The organism is Dyella thiooxydans (genome assembly GCF_001641285.1).
Lineage (GTDB): Bacteria > Pseudomonadota > Gammaproteobacteria > Xanthomonadales > Rhodanobacteraceae > Dyella_A > Dyella_A thiooxydans.
The window spans coordinates 1,137,560-1,158,308 of sequence record NZ_CP014841.1 but is presented as its reverse complement, the minus strand read 5'-3'; the positions used below and the strand labels follow the sequence as shown (position 1 = coordinate 1,158,308).

The following is a 20,749-nucleotide window of genomic DNA, read 5'->3' as shown; positions in this document are numbered from 1 at the left end:
GTGAACTCCTTGGAGTGGCCGGGTGATCCGACGGACGTCACGATGACCTGCAAGATCGCAGGCAATATGCAGGGAATGTGGAGGCGGCGGCACGGGGCGGCCGCTATGCTCGGCCGCCATGACACCGGCTTCTTCCCGACCCACCGGCTGGCGCCTGCGTGTGGCGCACAAGCTGTTCCTGTTGCTGGCGATGGCGATGGCGTTCTCGCTGCTGGCGATGGGCCTGCTGACCGTGCATCACCTGCGCAGCAGCTTCGTCGCCTACGTGAACGATGCCGACCTGGACCGTCTTACCCCGCTGGCGCAGACGTTGGCCCGGCGCGGCGATGCGGTGAGCGGGTTTGACGGTCTGCGCGACCCGCAGGTCTGGCATTCGGTGTTGCAACGCTCGCTGGTGCCGGATCAGCATCCGGTGGATGAGGGGACGGGACCGCGGCCTTCGCCGTTGGAGGCGCCGCTACCTCCACCTCCGCCCCCACCGCCGCTACCCCCGCCACCGCCCCCTCCACCGGCGGTGGCGCAGACCCCGTCGGCGCCTCTGCCGGCGAGGGTCAGCCTGCTCGATGCCGGCCATGCCGTGGTCGCCGGAGAGATCCCGCCACCGGGCGCCCTGGAGCGCCCGATCCGGGTCGACGGCAGCGTGGTGGGCTGGCTGGCACTGCGCCCACTGAGCCGCCCGGCCGATCCCCGCGACACCGCGTTCCTCGCTGCGCAGGTGCGCGGCATGGCCTGGCTGGCCGGGCTGCTGCTGTTGCTGGCGATGGCCGTGGCGTGGGCCTTCGCCCGTCACCTGCTCGCGCCGCTGCGTGACGTCGAAAAGGCGGCGCGCAAACTCTCCGACGGCGCGTTCGGCGGGCAGCTGACTACGCACCGGCAGGACGAACTGGGCGATCTGGTACGGCACGTCAATCGCCTGAGCAAGGCGCTGGCGGCGCACGACACCGCGCGGCAGCGCTGGATGGCCGACATCTCGCACGAACTGCGCACGCCGCTGGCGATCGTGCGCGGCGAACTGGAAGCGATGCGTGACGGCGTGCGGCCGACGGATGCCGCGACACTGGCCTCGGTGCACGAGGAGGTGATGCGGCTCGGTCGGTTGGTGGATGACCTGCACCAGTGGTCGATGGCCGATGCCGGCTCGCTGAGCTACCGGCCGGCACGACACGACCTGGCCGAGCTGCTGATCGAAGGGGTGGCACGCTTCGATGCCACCGCGCAGATGGCCGGCATCGCCATCGCCCACGACGATCAGCCGGCGCCGGTCCATGTCGACGCCGATCGCATGCGCCAGCTGATCGACAATCTGCTCAGCAACAGCCTGCGCTACACCGAGCGCGGGGGCAGGATCGAGGCGCGGGTGTTCGTCGAGGGCGGCCAGGCCTGCCTGCGCATCGACGACACGCCGCCCGGCGTGCCCGAAGAAGCCTTGCCCTTCCTGTTCCAGCCGCTGTACCGCGTCGACGGCTCGCGCAATCGCGCCCTCGGTGGAAGCGGACTGGGCCTGGCGATCGCGCAGCGGATCGCCATCGCGCATGGGGGCACGCTGACGGCATCGGTCTCGCCGCTGGGCGGCCTGCGGATGGAACTGCACCTGCCACTGGAGACGGCCTGATGGCCCGGATCCTGATCGCCGAGGACGAGCCGAAGATCGCCCGGCTGCTGGCCGACTACCTTGCGCAGTCCGGCCACGAGGCATCGGTGGTGGGCGAGGGGGACCGCGTGCTTGCGGCGTTGGCTGCCGAGCGGCCGGCGCTGCTGCTGCTGGACATCATGCTGCCGGGCCAGGACGGGCTGGCGATCCTGCGCGAACTGCGCCGCGACAGCGCGTTGCCGGTGATCATGCTCACCGCACGCGTCGAGGAGATCGATCGCCTGCTCGGGCTGGAGCTCGGCGCCGACGACTACATCTGCAAGCCGTTCAGCCCGCGGGAGGTGGTGGCCCGGGTGCAGGCGGTACTCCGCCGCAGCCGGCCGGGCGCGGCGGCCAACCCGTTTACCCTGGACGAGTCCGCGCAGCGCATCCGCTACCAGGGACGCCCCTTGCCGCTGACCACCACCGAGTACCGCCTGCTGCAGGCCATGCTGTCGCAGCCCGGCCGGATCTATTCGCGCGACCAGCTGCTGGACCTCATGCACGACGACCTGCGTGACGTGACCGATCGCGTGGTCGACAGCCACGTGCGCAACCTCCGTCGCAAGCTGGAGGACATCGCACCCGGGCAAGCCTTCATCCGTTCGGTGTATGGCGCCGGGTACCGTTTCGAGGTGGCTGAAGGCTGAGCTGGGCGGCACCGGTCACAAGTCACTGTGAGCTCAGGCCTATGGCCGGGGGAGGCGCGTTCTGGCTTGATGGGCCACGAATGATCCACGGAGAACTCGCGCCATGCTGGCCATCGAAACCCGGGCGTTGACGCGCCGCTTTGCCACCGGACACGGCGTGGGGGCGCTCGACCTGGCGGTGCCCGCGGGCAGCGTGTACGGCTTTCTCGGTCCGAACGGGGCCGGCAAGACCACCACCATCCGCCTGCTGCTCGGCCTCCTGCGCGCGGATGACGGCGAGATCCGCCTGTTCGGTCAGCCGCTGACGCGGCAGTCGCGCGCTCCCCTGCGGCAGGTCGGTTCGATGGTGGAGTCGCCCTCGCTGTACCCCCACCTGTCCGGTTACGAAAACCTGGAAGTCACCCGGCGCCTGCTCGGTCTTGCACCGGAGCGCATCGACGCCGTACTGCGCATCGTCGGCCTCGAGCGCGATGCGCATCGCCGCGTGCGTGTGTACTCGCTGGGCATGCGCCAACGCCTCGGCATCGCGCTGGCCCTGCTCGGCGAGCCGCGGCTGCTGGTGCTGGACGAGCCGAGCAACGGCCTGGATCCGGCGGGCATCGTCGAGTTGCGCACCCTGCTGCAGCGCATGGCCGGCGAGCTGGGCATTACCGTGTTCGTTTCCAGCCACCTGCTGGCCGAGGTGGAGCAGATGGCCTCGCATGTCGGCGTGCTGCACCAGGGAAAGCTGCGGTTCCAGGGCACGCCCGGCGAATTGCGCGAGCGCTATGGGGACCCTCTGGTGATCCGCTGCACCGATGGCGATGCGGTCTGCACTGCCCTTGCGGAACTGGGCGAGGCCGCCCAGCGGGTCGACCCCACCACCGTGCGCGTGCCGATGCCGCAGCGGCCGGACCACGAGATCAACCGATGGCTGGTGACCCAGGGGCACGAGGTGCACGCGCTGGCGCGAAGCCCGCGCTCGCTGGAGACGCTGTTCTTCGAGATGACCGGGAGGGACGCCGCATGAGCGCACTGGGTCGGGCACTGGCCGCCGAGCAGGTGAAGCTGCGGCATACCCTGGCGGCCTGGATGGTGGTGCTGGCGCCGATGCTGGTGGTGCTGCTGAGCGTGCTGCAGATCAGCCTGAGCCGGCTGCATGGGCCCTCGTCGCTCAGCGGGCAGGAGGCCTGGATGCGCTTTGCCAGTGGATTGTTCGTGCTGTGGGTGTTTCTGATGCTGCCGCTGTTCGTGACCCTGCAGGCGGCCTTGCTGGCGAACATGGAACACGGCCCGCAGACCTGGAAGCACCTGCTGGCGCTGCCGTTGCCGCGCTGGAGCCACTACGCGGCCAAGCTGTTCGTGCTGGCAGCGATGGTGGTGATGGCGACCGCCTTGCTCGCCCTCGCTACGCCGCTGGCCGGCTGGGTGATCATGCATACGCAGCCGGCGTTCGGCATCGCCGGTCCGGCGCCGTGGCGTTGGCTGGCCGTCCATGCAAGCGCGTGTGTGGCTGCCGCTGGCCTGATGATCGCGCTGCAGGCCTGGGTGGCCATACGCTGGCAAAGCTTCACCACGTCGGTGTTCGTTGGCGTGGCCGGTACGGTGGCCGGGTTCCTGATCGGCCAGTCGGCCCGGTTCGGCCCGTGGTTTCCCTGGTCGATGCCGGTGCAGGTGCTCGCGCGTCAATCCAACCACCTGATGCAGGTGGTCGTCGTGGGATCGCTCGGTGGCCTGCTGATGGCGGGCCTGGGGCTATGGCACTTCGACAGGAGCGAGACCGGCTGAGTGAGGTGTTTGCCCCAAAAGAAAAAGCGCCGCATCGCTGCGGCGCTTTTTCGTTCGAACCGGATCGCGGATCAGAGCGATTCGAACACGCCTGCCGCACCCATGCCGGTGCCGATGCACATGGTCACCATGCCGTACTTCTGCTTGCGGCGGCGCATGCCGTGCAGCAGGGTGGCGGCACGCACCGCACCGGTGGCGCCCAGCGGGTGGCCCAGCGCGATGGCGCCGCCCAGCGGGTTGACCTTGGCCGGGTCCAGACCGAGGTCGCCGATCACCGCCAGCGCCTGCGCGGCGAACGCCTCGTTGAGCTCGATCCAGTCCAGCTGGTCCTGCGAGATGCCGGTCTGCTTGAGCGCCTTGGGGATCGCTTCCTTCGGACCGATGCCCATGATCTCCGGTTTCACGCCGGCCACCGAGTAGCCGACGAAGCGGCCGATCGGGGTCAGGTTGAACTCCTTGATCGCCTTCTCGCTGGCCAGCAGCAGCGCGCCGGCGCCGTCGGACATCTGCGAGGAGTTGCCGGCAGTCACCGAGCCGCCGAAGCGGTCATTGCGGAACACCGTGCGCAGCTTGGCCAGCACCTCCATCGTGGTGCCCGCGCGCGGGCCCTCGTCGGTGTCGATCAGGCGGCTGTCGGTTTTGATGCCGCCGGTGGCGAGGTCCGGATAGTGGTCGTCGAGCTGGAACGGGGTGATCTCGTCCTTGAACTCGCCGGCGGCGATGGCGGCCAGCGCGCGGCGGTGGCTTTCCACCGCGAAGGCATCCTGCTGCTCGCGGGTGACCTTCCACTGCTCGGCCACCTTCTCGGCGGTGATGCCCATGCCGTAGGCGATGGCGCGATCCTCGTCGTTGGCGAAGATGGCCGGGTTCATCGCCACCTTGTGGCCCATCATCGGCACCATGCTCATGCTCTCGGTGCCGGCCGCGATCATCAGGTCGGCCACGCCGAGCTGGATGCGGTCGGCGGCCATGGCGATGGCCTGCACGCCGGACGAGCAGAAGCGGTTGATGGTCACGCCGGGCACGGTGTACGGCAGGCCGGCGAGCAGGGCGCCGATGCGCGCCACGTTCATGCCCTGCTCGGCCTCGGGCATGGCACAGCCGACGATCACGTCCTCGATGCGGTGCGGATCGACGCCCGGCGCCTGCGCCATCACGGCGCGGATCACGTGGGCGAGCATGTCGTCCGGACGGGTGTTGCGGAACACGCCGCGCGGCGCCTTGCCGACCGGGGTGCGGGTGGCGGCGACGATGTAGGCGTCCTGTACTTGCTTGGTCATGGTGCTTGCTCCGTGGCGTCGCGCGTAGCGCGGCGACGCCCAAGTTTTTGATCGTCATTCCGGCGAAAGCCGGAACCCAGTGTCTTCAAACGGTAGTGAGTCGCTGGATCCCGGCTTTCGCCGGGATGACGGCTCATCAGTTACGCAGCGGCTTGCCGGTGCTCATCGTGTGGGCGATGCGCGCCTGGGTCTTCTCGGTCTTGGCCAGTGCCACGAAGTGCTTGCGCTCCAGCGCCAGCAGCCAGGCTTCGTCGACGGGCGAACCGCGCTCGATCGCACCGCCGCAGAGGCAGTCGGCGATGCGGCTGGCGATGTCGATGTCGTGCGGCGAGGCGAAATAGCCCTCCTGCAGGTTGGCCAGCGAGGCCTTGAAGGTGGCGGTACCGACATCGCCGGCCACCGGCACGGCGCGGCCCGGCATCGGCGGGCGGTAGCCCTGCTCGGACAGGCCGAGCGCGACCTTCTTGGCCACGTAGAGCAGCTCGTAGGCGTTGAACACCACCACGTCGCTGTCGCGCAGCAGGCCCATCGCCTTCGCTTCCAGCGCGCTGGAGGAGACCTTGGCCATCGCCACGGTCTCGAACACCTTCTTCAGCTCCTCGAACGGATCGGCCGGGTTGGCCTTGGCCGCGCGGACCGCCAGCTCGTGCAGGCCGCCGCCGGCCGGCAGCAGGCCGACACCCGCCTCGACCAGGCCAATGTAGCTTTCCAGCGCCGCCACGGTGCGCGCCGAGTGCATCTGGAACTCGCAGCCGCCACCGAAGGCCATGCCGCGCACGGCCGAGACCACCGGCACCAGCGCGAACTTGATCGCCATGCTGGTGGCCTGGAAGTTGGCGACCATCTTCTCGAAGTCGTCGAACTTGCCCGCCTGCAGCAGGCCCAGCGCGCCCTTGAGGTCGGCGCCGGCGGAGAACGGCTCGCCGGTCTGCCAGATCACCACGGCCTTGAGCTTTTCCTCGGCGATCCTGATGGCCTGCTGCACGCCGTCGAGCACGAAGTCGTTGACGGTGTTCATCTTGGTCTTGAACGAGAGGATGCCGACGCCGTCGTCGCCCAGCGTCCACAGGCGCACGCCCTCGTTCTCCCACACCGTGGTGCCCTGGTCGAACTTCTCGCCCAGGATCGGATCGGGGAACAGCTGGCGCGCATAGACTGGGTGGTTCGAGCGCGGCTTGTACTGGCCGGCGCTGGCCGACCACGAACCGTCCTTGCCGTGCACGCCGGCGCGGCCGTCGGTGACCCAGGCGGGCAGGGGAGCGTTGCTCATGGCCTTGCCGGCGGCGATATCCTCGGCGATCCAGCCGGCGACCTGCTGCCAGCCGGCGGCCTGCCAGGTCTCGAACGGACCGAGCTTCCAGCCGTAGCCCCAGCGGATCGCGAAGTCGACGTCACGCGCGGTGTCGGCGATGTCGGCCAGGTGGTAGGCAGTGTAGTGAAACAGGTCGCGGAAGATCGCCCACAGGAACTGTGCCTGCGGGTCGGACGAAGCGCGCAGCTTGCCGAACTTCTCCGCCGGGTCCTTGATCGCGAGGATCGCCGCGACTTCGTCGGACGGCTTCTGCTCGGAGGTGCGGAAACCCTCGCTGGCCAGGTCCAGCACCTGGATCTCCTTGCCGATCTTCTTGTAGAAGCCGCCGCCGGTCTTCTGGCCCAGCGCACCCTTCTCGATCAGCGCGGTCAGCCACACCGGCGCCTTGAAATACTGGTGCCAGGGGTCTTCCGGCAGGGTGTCGGCCATGGTCTTGATGACGTGGGCCATGGTGTCCAGGCCGACCACGTCGGCGGTGCGGTAGGTCGCGCTCTTCGGGCGGCCCAGCGCCGGGCCGGTCAGCGCATCCACCGTGTCGAAGCCGAGCTTGAACTGCTCGGTGTGGTACATCGTGGAGAGGATCGAGAACACGCCGATGCGGTTGCCTATGAAGTTCGGGGTGTCCTTGGCGATCACAACGCCCTTGCCGACCGTGGTGGTCAGGAAGGCTTCCAGGCCGTCGACCACGGCCGGGTCGGTGAGGCGGGTGGGGATCACTTCCACCAGGTGCATGTAGCGCGGCGGATTGAAGAAGTGCACGCCGGTGAAGCGGTGGCGCATCTCTTCCGGCAGCGCCTCGGCCAGGCCGTTGATCGACAGGCCGGAGGTGTTGGAGGCCAGCACGGCGGTGGCCGAGACGTGCGGCGCGATCTTGCGGTAGAGGTCCAGCTTCCAGTCCATCCGCTCGGCGATCGCCTCGATCACCAGGTCGACGTCTTTCAGGTGATCCAGGTGCTCGTCGTAGTTGGCCGGGATGATCGCGCCGGCCAGGTTCTTGTCGGCCAGCGGGGCCGGCGAGAGCTTCTTCAGGTGCTCGATCGCCTTGATCGCGATGCCGCTCTTGGGACCTTCCTTGGCGGGCAGGTCGAACAACACGGTCTCGACGCCGGCATTGGTGAGGTGGGCGGCGATCTGCGCGCCCATCACACCGGCGCCCAGCACCGCGGCCTTGCGGATGCGAAGCGCGGTAGAGGAGGTTGATGCAGCAGTCATTGGCTTCTCCATACGATCGAACGATTGGGGTTCGGACACGACAAGTGGACCGGACCGCCGTGGCAATCCGGTGAAATGGGTCAGGGGTGGCTCAGGCCCGCGGCCGCGAAGCGGATCAGGTGCGCGGCAGTCTGCTCGCGGTGCTGCTGCTCGCTGACGTCGTCCTTGCGCTGGATCATGCCGAAGCCGGACATCGCATGGGTCAGCGCGCCGGTCACCAGGTCGATGCGCCAGTACAGCTCGGCCCTGTCCAGATGCGGCAGCAGCCGGGCGAACTCGGCGGTGAACTGCTTCATCACGTGGCCGTAGTTCTCCGACAGGAACTGGCGCAGGGTGTCGTCGTGCTCGGCGAACGCGCGCGCCAGCACGCGCATGAACAGCGAACCGTTGCCTTCGTGCGAAAGTTCCAGCGCAGGACGTATATAGGCCGCCAGCACGTCTTCCAGCCGGGTCGTGGGCTTGCCGGCAACCTTGGCCAGCTCGGCGAGGCGGTGCTGGTTCAGCGCGTCCAGGCGGCGCTTGAACACCTGCTCGACCAGCTTTTCCTTGGAGCCGAAGTGGTAATTCACTGCCGCCAGATTGACCCCGGCGGCCGATGTCAGCTGGCGCAACGAGGCACCGTCGAAGCCGCGCTGGGCGAACAGCGCCTCGGCGGCGGTGAGGATGCGTTCCTTGGTCGAGGTCGAACTGTTCACGGTAGACAGCCACCGCCCACGGCAGAATCAAACGATCGTTTGAGCATACGCGCGGGCCTCGCCGGCAGTCAAACGAACGTTTGCAGCCGGCGCGGTCCGGCTTGCGATTAGGCTAGAATCTGTCAAACTTTCTTGTGCTAAATCCTCATTCCTTGACGGTTTTGGCATCTTTGCGCCGGATTTTCCGGCCTATATACGAAACTTTCCTATCCCCGTTTTTCGGAGCACATCTGTATGGCGCTCGAGCGCACCCTTTCCATCATCAAGCCCGACGCCGTCGCCAAGAACGTCATCGGCGAGATCTACGCCCGCTTCGAGAAGGCCGGCCTGAAGATCGTCGCCGCCAAGATGAAGCACCTGTCGCGCAAGGAGGCCGAAGGCTTCTACGCGGTGCACAAGGAGCGTCCGTTCTTCAACGCGCTGGTCGAGTTCATGATCTCCGGCCCGGTGGTCATCAGCGTGCTGCAGGGCGAGAACGCCGTGCTGGCGCATCGCGAGCTGATGGGTGCGACCAACCCGAAGGAAGCCAAGCCGGGCACGATCCGCGCCGACTTCGCCGAGTCGATCGACGCCAATGCCGTGCACGGTTCGGACGCCACCGAGACCGCCAAGGTCGAGATCGCGTATTTCTTCGCCGAGACGGAAGTCTTTCCGCGCTGAGGCAGTTGCCGTGAACCAGGTGGTACACATCCCGACCGTCCCGGCAGATGCCGGGGAAAAGGTCAATCTGCTCGATTTCGATCGCCAGGGCCTGCGTGATTTCTTCACGCAGATCGGCGAGAAGCCGTATCGCGCCGAGCAGGTGATGAAGTGGATCTACCACCACCTGGAGAGCGACTTCGGCAAGATGACCGACGTGGGCAAGGCGCTGCGCGCCAAGCTCGAAGCCACGTGCTACGTCGGTCCGCCCAAGACCCTGTTCGACAAGGGCGCTGCCGACGGCACCCACAAATGGCTGCTCGGCATGGATGGCGGCAACGCCATCGAGGCGGTGTACATTCCGGAGCCGACCCGGGGCACGCTGTGCGTGTCCTCGCAGGTCGGCTGCGGTCTCAACTGCCAGTTCTGCTCAACCGCCACCCAGGGCTTCAACCGCAACCTGTCCACGGCCGAAGTGATCGGCCAGATGTGGGTGGCGGCCAAGTACCTTGGCAACATCACCCACCAGAACCGCCGCATCACCAACGTGGTGATGATGGGCATGGGCGAGCCGCTGCTGAACTTCGACAACGTCGTCAAGGCGATGAGCCTGATGCGCGACGATCTCGGTTTCGGCCTGGCTTCCAAGCGCGTCACGCTGTCGACTGCCGGCCTGGTGCCGATGATCGACAAGCTCTCGGAGGCCATCGACGTGTCGCTGGCGGTGTCGCTGCACGCGGCCAACGACGAGCTGCGTACCGAGCTGGTGCCGCTCAACAAGCGTTACCCGATCGCCGAACTGACCGAGGCCTGCCAGCGCTGGATCGCCCGCAAGCCGCGCACCTCGATCACCTTCGAGTACACCCTCATGAAGGGGGTGAACGACCAGCCGGAGCACGCGCGCCAGCTGATCAGGTTCATGCGCAAGCTTCCCACCTGCAAAGTCAATCTGATCCCGTTCAATCCGTTCCCTGGGACACGTTTTGAACGCTCGGACGCCGATACGATCCGGGCCTTCCAGACGCAGTTGCTCAACGCAGGCATCCTCACGATGCTGCGACGGACCCGCGGAGACGACATCGATGCCGCGTGCGGGCAGTTGAAGGGGCAGGTGCTGGATCGAACGCGGCGACAAGCCGAATTTCTCAAACGTCTGGATCAGGGGGCTGTCCATGCGGGTTGATCGTTGGAGCGGACTGTTGTTGTGCGCGTTGCTGGCCGGGTGTGTCACCGTGAATGGCAGCTCCGGCGACAACAGTTCCGGGGACCACCTTCCTACGACCAGCAAATCCGATCAGGCCGAGGATGCAGCGCGCATCCACACCGACCTGGGTCAGCATTACCTGGAGACGGGCGACCTGCAGACCGCATTGCAGAAGCTCACCCTGGCGCTGCAGTTCGACGAGAACTACGCACCGGCGCATACCGTGATCGCGGTGGTGTACGAAAAGATCAACGACCTGACCCACGCCGAGCAGCACTACCGGCGCGCGGTCGAGCTCGAACCGAACCGCGGCGGCCCGAACAACAACCTCGGCGCCTTTCTGTGCCGCATCGGCAAGCCGGTGGAAGCGGAGACCTATTTCCGCAAGGCGATCACCGACCCGTTCTACAAGACGCCGGATGTTGCGCTGACCAATGCCGGCATCTGCCAGATCAAGGCGGGGCGCGAAGCGGCGGCCGAGAACGATTTCCGCGATGCGCTGCAGCGCAATCCGAACAATGCAGAGGCGCTGTTCCAACTGGCGAGCGCCCTCTACAAGACCGGCGACGCCTTCCACGCGAGTGCTTTCCTGCAGCGCTTCGATGCACTCGGCCATCCGACAGCCGATGCCTACCTGCTCGGCATGCAGATCGAATCCCGCTTGGGCAATAAGGACGCTGCCCAGTCGTATCGCCAGCGCTTGCTGAGCCAGTTTCCGGACTCGGACCAGGCCCGCAGCCTCGATCAAAGCTCCCGTCCATGAATTCTGTCCCGCCCTCGATGCAAGACCGGACTTCACCCGAAGCGGAGCACTCCAGTCAGGTCGGCGCCTGGCCGGATGCCCTTTCCAATGAGGCCTCCGAGATCACGTTCGGCCAGCGCCTGCGCTCGGCGCGCCAGTCGCGCGGACTGGACGTCGAGTCCTGCGGCCAGCAACTGAAGTTGCCGACGCGCGTACTGCGCCAGCTTGAGGACGATCGCCACGATGGCATCGACTACCGGGTCTACCTGGGCAGTTACATCACCAAGTACGGCCGTTATCTCGGTATCGAGGACTCGCTGATTCAGGCGGAGGTGTCGCGCATCCGCCGCCGCAGCGAGCCCGAGCTGGTGGCTACCGGAGGCATCTCGCACTCACGCTACCTGCTGGAGCGCTACGCGACGGCGGCAACGTACGTGGTGCTTACCGCGGTGATCGTGGTTCCGGTGGTGTGGCTGGGTATCCGCGGCACCCTTAGTCGCGACATCGCCCATCTCGCCCCGCTCGACGCGTCTCCCGTGGCGCAGCAGGAGATTCAGGCATCTGGCAGCCCGATGGCGGGGCAGACGCCCACTGCAGCCTCGGCGGCCCTTCCGGCGGCGAAGAGCGAGGACGAGCAGCCTCTGCTCGCGTCGATGGTTCCCAACATGGCCGCCGATGCGGTCAAGCCGGCGGCACCGGCCAGCCCGGCCACCGTCGATGCGGGGCAGGGCGGGCATGTCCTGACGCTCGCCCTGACCGACGCGAGCTGGGTCGAGATCACGTCGGAAGATGGCACCCGGCTGGAGTACGGCCTGCTCCCTGCCGGTACGCACCGCACTTATCACAGCGCGACCCCGCTGGAGATACGCCTGGGCAACGCGGGCGGGGCGTCCGTGAGCGTGGATGGCAAGTCGCTGTCGCTCGATCCCTATCGCCGGGCGAACGTTGCCCATTTCCGCATCCAGATCCAGGACGGCAAGGCGGTTCCCGCCGGCGCCTGAGGCGCCACCCACCGACCCGGTCGCGCCTGCCTTGCCGGGCGCGACGGCCGCGGTTTCGGTTATTCTTGCCCTTTGTCCGAGCGCGCCACGGCGCGCCGGTGTCTCAACTGACGTGCTGCGGCCGAGCTGGTCCGGGCGGCGGCTGGCGTTTCCAACGGTGATTGCATGGCATTCGACGCATACGACGACTACGAGCAGAGCGAACTTGTACAGAAATGGCTGCGCGAGAATGGCGTATCCATCGCGGTAGGCATCGCGATCGGTCTGGTCGGCATCTTCGGGTGGCAACAGTGGCGCAACCACCAGGCCAGCAACCGTGCGGCGGCTGCTGCGATCTATCAGCAGGTCCAGGCGGCCGAGAACGTGGGCAACCAGGCGGTCGCCGACCAGCTCACCGAGCAGCTGCAGAAGGATTACGACAAGTCGAGCTATGCGGTGTTCGCCACCAGCGAGCGGGCTCGTCATCTGGTGGAGACGAAGCAGTTCGACAAGGCGGCCGCTTCGCTCGACTGGGCGATCGCGCATGCGGAGGAGCCCGCCCTGAAGTCCCTGATGCGCCTGCGCATGGCCCAGGTCCAGTTCGCCCAGGGCAAGGACAAGGACGCCCTGGCCACGCTCGATCAGCTCACCGACAAGCAGTATGCCGGCATGGCCTCGGAACTACGGGGTGATGTGCTGGTCAAGCTTGGTCGGGTCGACGATGCGCGCAAGTCCTACCAGACTGCCTTGTCGGCCATGAGCGGGGACTCGCCGTTGCGTGATGCCCTGCAGCTGAAAATTGACGATCTGGCTGCGGCCGGGAAGCAGGGTGCATGAAACCGGTTTTCAAGAAGTTCGTTTGGCTGATCGCGATGTCTTCCCTGGTGGCCCTGGCCGGCTGCCACAACAAGAAGAAGGACAACATCGAGCCGCCGACCCCGCTGGCGAAGGATTTCACCCCCACCGTGAAGGTGGCCAAGATGTGGAGTGCACGGGTGGGTGACGGCGCCGGTGTGACTGGCGTGAGGATGGGGCCCGTGGTGGTCGACGGCGTGCTCTATGCCGCCAGCACCGATGGCGAGCTGGCTGCTTTCGACGCCGCCACCGGCAAGAAGATGTGGTCGAAGAAGTCGAGCACCCACGGCTGGTTCGGCTGGGGCGACAAGCACCGCAAGGATGCCCTGTACGCCGGTGGCCCGGCCGTGGATGGCGACCTGCTGGCGGTCGGCACGCTGGACGGCCATGTTTACGGGCTGAGTTCCAAGGACGGGTCGCAGCGCTGGGAAGCCAACCTCAACTCGGAGGTGATCACCACGCCGGTCATCGTGGGCGACCTGGTACTGGTGCGGACCCAGGATGGCCGGGTCTACGGCCTGGATCGCGCGAGCGGTGACCGCCGCTGGGTCTATGACCAGGGCAACGTGCCTCTGCTCAGCGTGCGCGGCAATGGTCCGCTGCTGGCTGCCAACGGTGTGGTGTTCTTCGGCAGCGACGACGGCAAGCTGGTCGCCCTGCGCATGGACAATGGCGAAAAGCTCTGGGAGCAGGCGCTGGCCAATGGCGAGGGCCGCACCGACATCGAGCGCCTGGACGATGCCGACGGCGCTGTCGTGCTCGACGGCACCACCCTGTTCGGCACCGCCTACCATGGCAACCTGGTGGCCATCGACGGCCCCAGCGGCCGCCCGCTGTGGAGCCGGCAGTTTTCCAGCTACGGCTCGCCCGCGGTGGCTGGCAACATGGTCTTCGCGGTGAACGACCAGTCGCAGGTTTGGGCCTTCGACCGCAGTGGCGGCGCCGACCAGTGGAAGAATGACGCGCTGAAGTATCGCTGGCTGAGCAGCCCCGCGGTGCAGGGTAGCTACGTGGTGGTCGGTGACGTCGAGGGTTACGTGCATTGGCTGCAGACCGGCGATGGCGCGCTGGCGGCCCGCGAGCGTCTCTCGAAAAAGCCGATCCGTGCCCAGCCGGTGGTCGTGGGTGACATGGTCTACGTGGAAGACATCAAGGGCCATATCGGCGCCTATCGTCTGTCCGCCAACTGAGCCGACCCGGGCGCCTTCGGTGCCCGGGGCTACCTGCTGACGGGCGTCGCCTTGGTGCGGCGCCCGTTTTTGCGATGAGGGCCGGTGTCGCCGGTCTTATTGCCTTACACTGCCGACGCTCCCGTGCCGCACCCCGTCCGGTGCGACTGGCCGCGAGCACCGTCATCCAACTCCTGGTTTCCTATCATGCTTCCCGTCGTTGCACTGGTCGGCCGTCCGAACGTCGGCAAGTCGACCCTCTTCAATGTACTCACCCGCAGCCGCGATGCGCTGGTAGCCGACATGCCCGGCGTGACCCGCGACCGGCACTACGGTGTCTGCCGCCTGGGCGAGCGGCCGTTCGTCGTGGTCGATACCGGCGGCCTGTCGGGAACCGAGGAAGCGCTGGACGTGCTCACTGCCAAGCAGGTGCGCCTGGCGATCGAGGAAGCGCAGGTGCTGGTGTTCGTGGTGGACGCGCGCGATGGCCTGCTGGCGCAGGACCACGTGATCCTTGGCGAACTGCGTCGCAGCGGCAAGCCGATCATCGTGCTGGTGAACAAGACCGATGGACTGGATCTGGCCACAGCGATGGCGGAGTTCTCGGTATTCGGCCTGGCCGCCACGCTGCCGGCCTCGGCCGCGCACAACCGCGGCACCGAGGATCTGGTCGATGCGATCGGTCCGCTGCTGCCCGAGGACGCGGACGAGGAGATCGCGCCGGAAGACGACGGCAGCATCCGCGTGGCGATCGTCGGCCGGCCCAATGCCGGCAAGTCGACCCTGATCAACCGATTGCTCGGCGAGGACCGGCTGATCGTCTCCGACGTGGCCGGCACCACCCGCGATCCCATCCGCGTCCCGCTGGAGCGCGACGGCAAACGCTACACCCTGATCGACACCGCCGGCGTGCGCCGCAAGGCGCGCGTGGAAGAGGCGGTGGAGAAGTTCAGCGTGATCAAGACGCTGCAGTCGATGGCCGCCGCCCAGGTGGTGGTGGTGATGATCGACGCGCGCGAGAACCTCGCCGACCAGGACTTGACCCTGATCGGTCACGCCATCGACGAGGGCCGCGCGCTGGTCATTGCCGTCAACAAGTGGGACGGCATGGATGCCTACCAGCGCGAACAGTGCCAGCGCGCGCTGGAGCGCCGGCTGGTGTTCGTGGAATGGGCCAAGACCGTGTTCATCTCGGCGTTGCATGGCTCGGGCCTGCGCGAGCTGATGCGCGCGATCGTGCGCGCGCACGCCGGAGCCACCCGCGAGCTCGGCTCGTCCGAGCTCACCCGCGCGCTTGAAAAGGCCTACGAGAGTTACCAGCCGCCGCTGGTGCGCGGGCACGCTCCAAAGCTGCGCTTTGCCCATCCGGGCGGCAGCAACCCGCCGACCATCGTCATCCACGGCAGCCGCACCAAGCACATCGCGCCGGCCTATCGTCGCTATCTGGAGGGCTTCTTCCGCAAGCGCTTCAAGATCGAGGGCACGCCGATCCGCATCGACTTCCGCGATGGCGAGAATCCGTATGCGGGCAAGAAGAACGTCCTTACCGAGGGCCAGCTGCGCAAGCGCCAGCGCATGATCCGCGAGATGAAGCGGCGCAAGTAACGCAGCCGCCCCCGCGCCGGCGCGACGCGCCCGGGTGCGGGGCCGGGGTGGTTTCTAGCCGCCTCCCAGCTCGTCCGGGGTCAGCGCATGAACCGCGCCATCGGATGCGGTGTCCCCCAGCCAGAGTCGGTTGCGCGCGATCGCCTCGAATCGCGCGCCGGTCTGCTCGGCCACCCGTCGGCTGGCCCGGTTGTCCGGGTGGGTCACGATCTCGATCCGCACCAGCCCGAGCTGCCCGAAGCCGAAGGCCGCGGCCAGGCGTGCCGCGCGCGGCGCGATGCCCTGGCGCTGGCAGGTTTCGCGGGTCCAGTAGCCCATCGCGGCGCTGCGGTGCTGGCGGTTGCGCTGGTTCAGTCCGACGCTGCCGAGCAGCCGGTGGCTGGTCCGGTCGAAGATGCCGAACGCGAAGTGTTCTTCGTCGGTCCAGCCCTGCGCACAGCGGCGCACCCAATCCTGCGCGGCGGCGAGGTCGTAGCCGACGCGGCACCACAGCAGCCAGCGGGCGAGGCTGTCGATCGATTCGACCACGGCCTCGTGCAGCGCCGTGGCATCGTCCGGTCGCCACGGGCGCAGCAGCAGCGAGCCTTCGACGATTTCCGTGTCCTTGGGGATAGTCATGGTGAATTCCGTTTGTGCGGGGCTGTGGCGGCAAACGATAATAAGCGCCTTTTCCGACAGGCCTACCGCATGAGCGCACGCATTCTCGACGGCAAACGCATCGCCCAGGAACTGCTCGAGCGCATCGGGCGCCGCGTCGAGGAGCGCAAGGCCAAGGGGCTGGGCGCGCCCGGCTTGGCCGTGGTGCTGGTCGGTGACGACGCGGCCTCTTCGGTCTACGTACGCAACAAGCGCAAGGCCTGCCATCAGGTCGGCTTCCGTTCGTTCGACTTCGACCTGCCGTCCAGCGTGACCCAGGACGAGCTGTTTGCGCTGATCGACAAGCTCAACGCCGATCCCGAGGTGCACGGCATCCTGGTGCAGTCGCCGCTGCCTTCCCACATCGACGAGGACGCGCTGGTCGACCGTATCGACCCGTCCAAGGACGTGGATGGCTTCCAGGCGATCAATGTGGGCCGGCTGGCACTGCGCCGCTTCGGGCTGCGTCCCTGCACGCCCAAGGGCGTGATGACCCTGCTCGGGCACACCGACCGGCCGGTGCGCGGCCAGCACGCGGTGGTGGTCGGTGTCTCCAACCACGTCGGCCGGCCGCTGGCGCTGGAGTTGCTGATCGCCGGCTGCACCACCACCTGCTGCCATCGCTTCACCAAAGACCTGGAAAGCCACGTGCGGCAGGCGGACATCATCATTGTCGCGGTCGGCAAGCCCGGCCTGGTCAGGGGCGAGTGGATCAAGCCCGGGGCGGTGGTGGTCGACGTGGGCATCAACCGCCTCGACGATGGCCGGCTGGTCGGCGACGTGGAGTTCGCGCCGGCCGCCGAGCGCGCCAGCTGGATCACGCCGGTGCCGGGCGGGGTGGGGCCGATGACCGTCGCCACGCTGATGGAGAACACCCTCGAAGCCGCCGAGGCGCGCGACGCGGTCCGCTCCTTCGGCTGAACACACTCCCTTGGGGGCGGCATCCGACCGCACTGCAACATCTGGCAAGGGGCAGGGCGGGTGCGTATAATTCCCTCTTTGCCGGGAACCCTTTCCATGCGCATCCTCGCCGAGGCCCTGACCTACGACGACGTCTATCTCGTTCCGGCCCATTCGGCCGTCCTGCCGCGCGATGTGGACACGTCCACCCGGCTCACCCGCGACCTGCGCCTGAACATCCCCATCGTGTCCGCCGCCATGGACACGGTCACCGAAGCCCGCCTCGCCATCACCATGGCCCAGTGCGGCGGCATCGGCATCATCCACAAGAACATGACCGCCGAGCTGCAGGCCGCCGAAGTGCGCCTGGTGAAGAAGTTCGAGGCCGGCGTCATCCGCAACCCCTTCAGCGTCGGCCCGGACACCTCCATCGGCGAGGTGCAGCGCCTGACCCGCGCGCACAACATCTCCGGCGTGCCGGTGGTGGAGGGCGAGAAGCTGGTCGGCATCGTCACCAGCCGCGACATGCGTTTCGAGCGCAAGCACGACGACCCGGTGCGCAACATCATGACCCGCCAGGACAAGTTGGTGACGGTGCGTGAGGGTGCCAGCCAGGACGAGGTGCTGCAGCTGCTGCACAAGCACCGCATCGAGAAGGTGCTGGTGGTCAACGACGACTTCCAGTTGCGCGGCCTGATCACCGTCAAGGACATCCAGAAGGCGCGCGACAACCCCAACGCCGCCAAGGACCGCAACGAGGCGCTGCTGGTCGGCGCGGCGGTCGGCGTCGGTGGCGACACCGAGCAGCGCGTGGCGATGCTGGTCGATGCCGGTGTCGACGTGCTGGTGGTCGACACCGCCCATGGCCATTCGCAGGGCGTGATCGAACGCGCCGCCTGGGTCAAGAAGCACTACCCGAAGGTGCAGGTGATCGCCGGCAACATCGTCACCGGCGAAGCGGCGCGTGCGCTGCTCGATGCCGGCGTGGATGCGGTCAAGGTCGGCGTGGGCCCGGGTTCGATCTGCACCACCCGCGTGGTGGCCGGCGTGGGTGTGCCGCAGATCACCGCGATCGACCTGGTCGCCACCGCGCTGAAGGACGAGATTCCGCTGATCGCCGATGGCGGCATCCGCTACTCCGGCGACATCCCCAAGGCGCTGGCCGCCGGCGCCTCCAGCGTGATGCTCGGCTCGATGTTCGCCGGTACCGAGGAATCGCCTGGCGAGGTCGAGCTGTTCCAGGGCCGCTCGTACAAGAGCTACCGCGGCATGGGCTCGCTGGGCGCGATGGCGCTGGGTTCGAAGGACCGCTACTTCCAGGAAGAGGCCGACGCCGACAAGCTGGTGCCGGAAGGCATCGAAGGTCGCGTGCCGTACCGGGGCCCGCTGCGCAACATCATCCACCAGCTGATCGGCGGCCTGCGCGCCTCGATGGGCTACCTGGGTGCGGCCACCGTCGAGGACGTGCGCGCCAACGCGCAGTTCGTGCGGGTGACCGGCGCCGGCGTCACCGAAGCCCATCCGCACGACATCCAGATCACCAAGGAAGCGCCGAATTACCGGCTGAACTCCTGAGGCGATGGCGCGGTGCCGAAAGCGACGCTCCCTCCGCCTCGCGACCTTGCACCTGCGCCGGATCGTCATTCCAGCGAAAGCTGGAGGAGCTCAACAACGGCGCAGCCGATCATCCAGTGCCTTCGATGCTGAAAAGTCGCTGGATCCCGGCTTGCGCCGGGATGACGGTGATCCACCTATCCGCAGGTCGGGACGTTGCGGCGTTCCGACCTTTCGCTTTTTCGAATCCGGACCTTTGCCGACATGACCGATATCCATAGCGACAAGATCCTCATTCTCGACTTCGGCGCGCAGTACACCCAGCTGATCGCCCGCCGCGTGCGCGAGATCGGCGTCTACTGCGAGATCTGGGCCTGGGACCACGATCCGGCCGAGATCGCGAAGTTCGGCGCCAGGGGCATCATCCTCTCCGGCGGTCCGGAGTCGACCACGCTGGAAGGCGCGCCGAAGGCGCCGCAGGAAGTGTTCGACGCCGGCCTGCCGATCCTCGGCATCTGCTACGGCATGCAGACCCTGGCCGCCCAGCTCGGCGGCGCCACCGAGGCGGCCGATGCCCGCGAGTTCGGCCATGCCGAGGTGGACATCGCCGCGACCAGCCGCCTGTTCGCCGGCCTGAGTGACCACGGCGACACCCATCGGCTGGACGTGTGGATGAGCCACGGCGACCACGTCGCCAAGGCGCCGCCGGGCTTCGTCGTCACCGGCACCACCGACCGCATCCCGGTCGCCGTGATGGAGAACGAGGCCAAGCGCTGGTACGGCGTGCAGTTCCATCCGGAAGTGACCCACACCAAACAGGGCACCGCGCTGCTCAAGCGCTTCGTCACCGAGATCTGCGGCTGCCAGACGCTGTGGACCGCTGCCCACATCATCGAGGATCAGATCGCCCGCGTCCGCGAGCAGGTCGGCGATGACCACGTGCTGCTGGGCCTGTCCGGCGGCGTGGATTCCTCGGTGGTGGCGGCGCTGCTGCACCGGGCGATCGGCGACCAGCTCACCTGCGTGTTCGTCGACACCGGCCTGCTGCGCTGGCAGGAGGGCGACCAGGTGATGGCCATGTTCGCCGCCGAGGCCGCGAAGGGCGGCATGGGCATCAAGGTCGTCCGCGTCAACGCGGCCGACCGCTACTTCGCCGCGCTGGAAGGTGTGGCCGATCCGGAGGCCAAGCGCAAGATCATCGGCCGGCTGTTCGTGGAGATCTTCGACGAGGAGTCGGAGAAGATCATCGCCGGCGGCGGCCACGTGAAGTGGCTGGCGCAGGGCACGATCTACCCGGACGTGATCGAGTCGGCCGGCAGCAAGACCGGCAAGGCGCACGTGATCAAGAGCCACCACAACGTCGGCGGCCTGCCCGAAGACATGAAGCTCGGCCTGGTCGAGCCGCTGCGCGAGCTGTTCAAGGACGAGGTGCGCCGCATCGGCGTCGAGCTCGGCCTGCCGCGCGAGATGGTCTACCGCCACCCGTTCCCGGGCCCGGGCCTGGGCGTGCGCATCCTCGGTGAGGTGAAGCCCGAGTACGCCGAACTGCTGGCCAGGGCCGACGCGATCTTCATCGAGGAACTGCGCAAGGCCGACCTGTACGACCGCGTCAGCCAGGCGTTCGCGGTGTTCCTGCCGGTGAAGTCGGTGGGCGTGGTCGGCGATGCCCGCGCCTACGAATGGGTGATCGCGCTGCGCGCGGTGGAGACCATCGACTTCATGACCGCCCACTGGGCGCACCTGCCGTACGACTTCCTCGGGCGCTGCTCAAACAGAATTATCAATGAGTTGCGCGGTGTTTCTCGAGTTGTCTATGACATCAGTGGCAAGCCGCCCGCAACTATCGAGTGGGAATGAGGTTTTTGCTGGGCACCTGCCCGGCATTTCTCAAGAAAGTTTCGCAAATCATTGAACAAAAT

At 67.3% G+C, this 20,749-nt stretch carries 18 protein-coding genes; 14 read left to right on the top strand and 4 right to left on the bottom strand.

Annotation, left to right across the window (positions count from 1 at the left end):
* Positions 1–118 precede the first annotated feature (118 nt).
* The 4 genes from ATSB10_RS19260 to ATSB10_RS05340 all read left to right on the top strand — a co-directional run bounded on the left by ATSB10_RS19260 (position 119) and on the right by ATSB10_RS05340 (position 4,047).
* Positions 119–1,612, top strand: coding sequence for an ATP-binding protein (locus ATSB10_RS19260; protein ID WP_157469091.1), 1,494 nt, complete (start codon positions 119–121; stop codon positions 1,610–1,612).
* Positions 1,612–2,280 (top strand): response regulator, encoded by a 669-nt coding sequence (locus tag ATSB10_RS05350; protein ID WP_063671081.1) that lies wholly within the window; start codon positions 1,612–1,614, stop codon positions 2,278–2,280. Before ATSB10_RS19260 ends, ATSB10_RS05350 begins: the two co-directional genes overlap by 1 nt.
* A gap of 103 nt (positions 2,281–2,383) precedes the next feature.
* Positions 2,384–3,289, top strand: coding sequence for an ABC transporter ATP-binding protein (locus tag ATSB10_RS05345; protein ID WP_063671080.1), 906 nt, complete (start codon positions 2,384–2,386; stop codon positions 3,287–3,289).
* Positions 3,286–4,047, top strand: a complete 762-nt coding sequence (locus tag ATSB10_RS05340; RefSeq protein WP_063671078.1) for an ABC transporter permease — start codon at positions 3,286–3,288, stop codon at positions 4,045–4,047. The genes ATSB10_RS05345 and ATSB10_RS05340 overlap by 4 nt, the downstream gene beginning before the upstream one ends.
* Before the next feature lie 71 nt (positions 4,048–4,118).
* On the opposite strand, the gene ATSB10_RS05335 is transcribed toward ATSB10_RS05340, so the two are convergent.
* The 3 genes from ATSB10_RS05335 to ATSB10_RS05325 all read right to left on the bottom strand — a co-directional run bounded on the left by ATSB10_RS05335 (position 4,119) and on the right by ATSB10_RS05325 (position 8,546).
* A complete protein-coding gene (locus tag ATSB10_RS05335) occupies positions 4,119–5,327 on the bottom strand; it encodes an acetyl-CoA C-acyltransferase (RefSeq protein ID WP_017460777.1) in 1,209 nt (402 codons plus the stop codon).
* 136 nt (positions 5,328–5,463) lie between these two features.
* Positions 5,464–7,851, bottom strand: a complete 2,388-nt coding sequence (locus tag ATSB10_RS05330) for a 3-hydroxyacyl-CoA dehydrogenase/enoyl-CoA hydratase family protein (RefSeq protein ID WP_063671077.1) — start codon at positions 7,849–7,851, stop codon at positions 5,464–5,466.
* Between the two features lie 80 nt (positions 7,852–7,931).
* The gene (locus tag ATSB10_RS05325; protein WP_063671076.1) at positions 7,932–8,546 is read right to left on the bottom strand and encodes a TetR/AcrR family transcriptional regulator; all 615 of its coding nucleotides are present in this window, start codon (positions 8,544–8,546) and stop codon (positions 7,932–7,934) included.
* Between the two features lie 234 nt (positions 8,547–8,780).
* Between ATSB10_RS05325 and ndk the strand changes: the two genes are divergently transcribed.
* The 7 genes from ndk to der all read left to right on the top strand — a co-directional run bounded on the left by ndk (position 8,781) and on the right by der (position 15,740).
* The gene (gene ndk / locus ATSB10_RS05320) at positions 8,781–9,206 is read left to right on the top strand and encodes a nucleoside-diphosphate kinase (RefSeq protein ID WP_063671075.1); all 426 of its coding nucleotides are present in this window, start codon (positions 8,781–8,783) and stop codon (positions 9,204–9,206) included.
* 10 nt (positions 9,207–9,216) lie between these two features.
* Entirely contained in the window at positions 9,217–10,368 is a 1,152-nt protein-coding gene (gene rlmN / locus ATSB10_RS05315; RefSeq protein WP_083966089.1) for a dual-specificity RNA methyltransferase RlmN, read from the top strand.
* Entirely contained in the window at positions 10,358–11,152 is a 795-nt protein-coding gene (gene pilW / locus ATSB10_RS05310; RefSeq protein WP_063671074.1) for a type IV pilus biogenesis/stability protein PilW, read from the top strand. Before rlmN ends, pilW begins: the two co-directional genes overlap by 11 nt.
* On the top strand, positions 11,149–12,132 hold the full coding sequence (locus ATSB10_RS05305; protein ID WP_236886498.1) for a helix-turn-helix domain-containing protein: 984 nt from the start codon (positions 11,149–11,151) through the stop codon (positions 12,130–12,132). Before pilW ends, ATSB10_RS05305 begins: the two co-directional genes overlap by 4 nt.
* A 165-nt stretch (positions 12,133–12,297) precedes the next feature.
* Complete coding sequence (locus ATSB10_RS05300) at positions 12,298–12,948, top strand: YfgM family protein (RefSeq protein ID WP_063671073.1); 651 nt, start codon at positions 12,298–12,300, stop codon at positions 12,946–12,948.
* Complete coding sequence (gene bamB / locus ATSB10_RS05295; protein ID WP_063671072.1) at positions 12,945–14,156, top strand: outer membrane protein assembly factor BamB; 1,212 nt, start codon at positions 12,945–12,947, stop codon at positions 14,154–14,156. The genes ATSB10_RS05300 and bamB overlap by 4 nt, the downstream gene beginning before the upstream one ends.
* A 186-nt stretch (positions 14,157–14,342) precedes the next feature.
* A complete protein-coding gene (gene der / locus ATSB10_RS05290) occupies positions 14,343–15,740 on the top strand; it encodes a ribosome biogenesis GTPase Der (protein WP_063671071.1) in 1,398 nt (465 codons plus the stop codon).
* A 54-nt stretch (positions 15,741–15,794) separates the two neighbouring features.
* Here the strand turns inward: der and ATSB10_RS05285 are convergent, their stop codons facing one another.
* Positions 15,795–16,358: a GNAT family N-acetyltransferase gene (locus ATSB10_RS05285; RefSeq protein WP_063671070.1), complete on the bottom strand. Its 564-nt coding sequence runs from the start codon at positions 16,356–16,358 to the stop codon at positions 15,795–15,797.
* 69 nt (positions 16,359–16,427) lie between these two features.
* Between ATSB10_RS05285 and folD the strand changes: the two genes are divergently transcribed.
* The 3 genes from folD (at position 16,428) to guaA (ending at position 20,687) form a co-directional block, all read left to right on the top strand.
* The gene (gene folD / locus ATSB10_RS05280) at positions 16,428–17,297 is read left to right on the top strand and encodes a bifunctional methylenetetrahydrofolate dehydrogenase/methenyltetrahydrofolate cyclohydrolase FolD (protein WP_063671069.1); all 870 of its coding nucleotides are present in this window, start codon (positions 16,428–16,430) and stop codon (positions 17,295–17,297) included.
* 96 nt (positions 17,298–17,393) lie between these two features.
* Positions 17,394–18,851 (top strand): IMP dehydrogenase, encoded by a 1,458-nt coding sequence (gene guaB / locus ATSB10_RS05275; protein WP_063671068.1) that lies wholly within the window; start codon positions 17,394–17,396, stop codon positions 18,849–18,851.
* Between the two features lie 243 nt (positions 18,852–19,094).
* Positions 19,095–20,687: a glutamine-hydrolyzing GMP synthase gene (gene guaA, locus ATSB10_RS05270; protein ID WP_063671067.1), complete on the top strand. Its 1,593-nt coding sequence runs from the start codon at positions 19,095–19,097 to the stop codon at positions 20,685–20,687.
* The last annotated feature ends 62 nt before the right edge of the window (positions 20,688–20,749 follow it).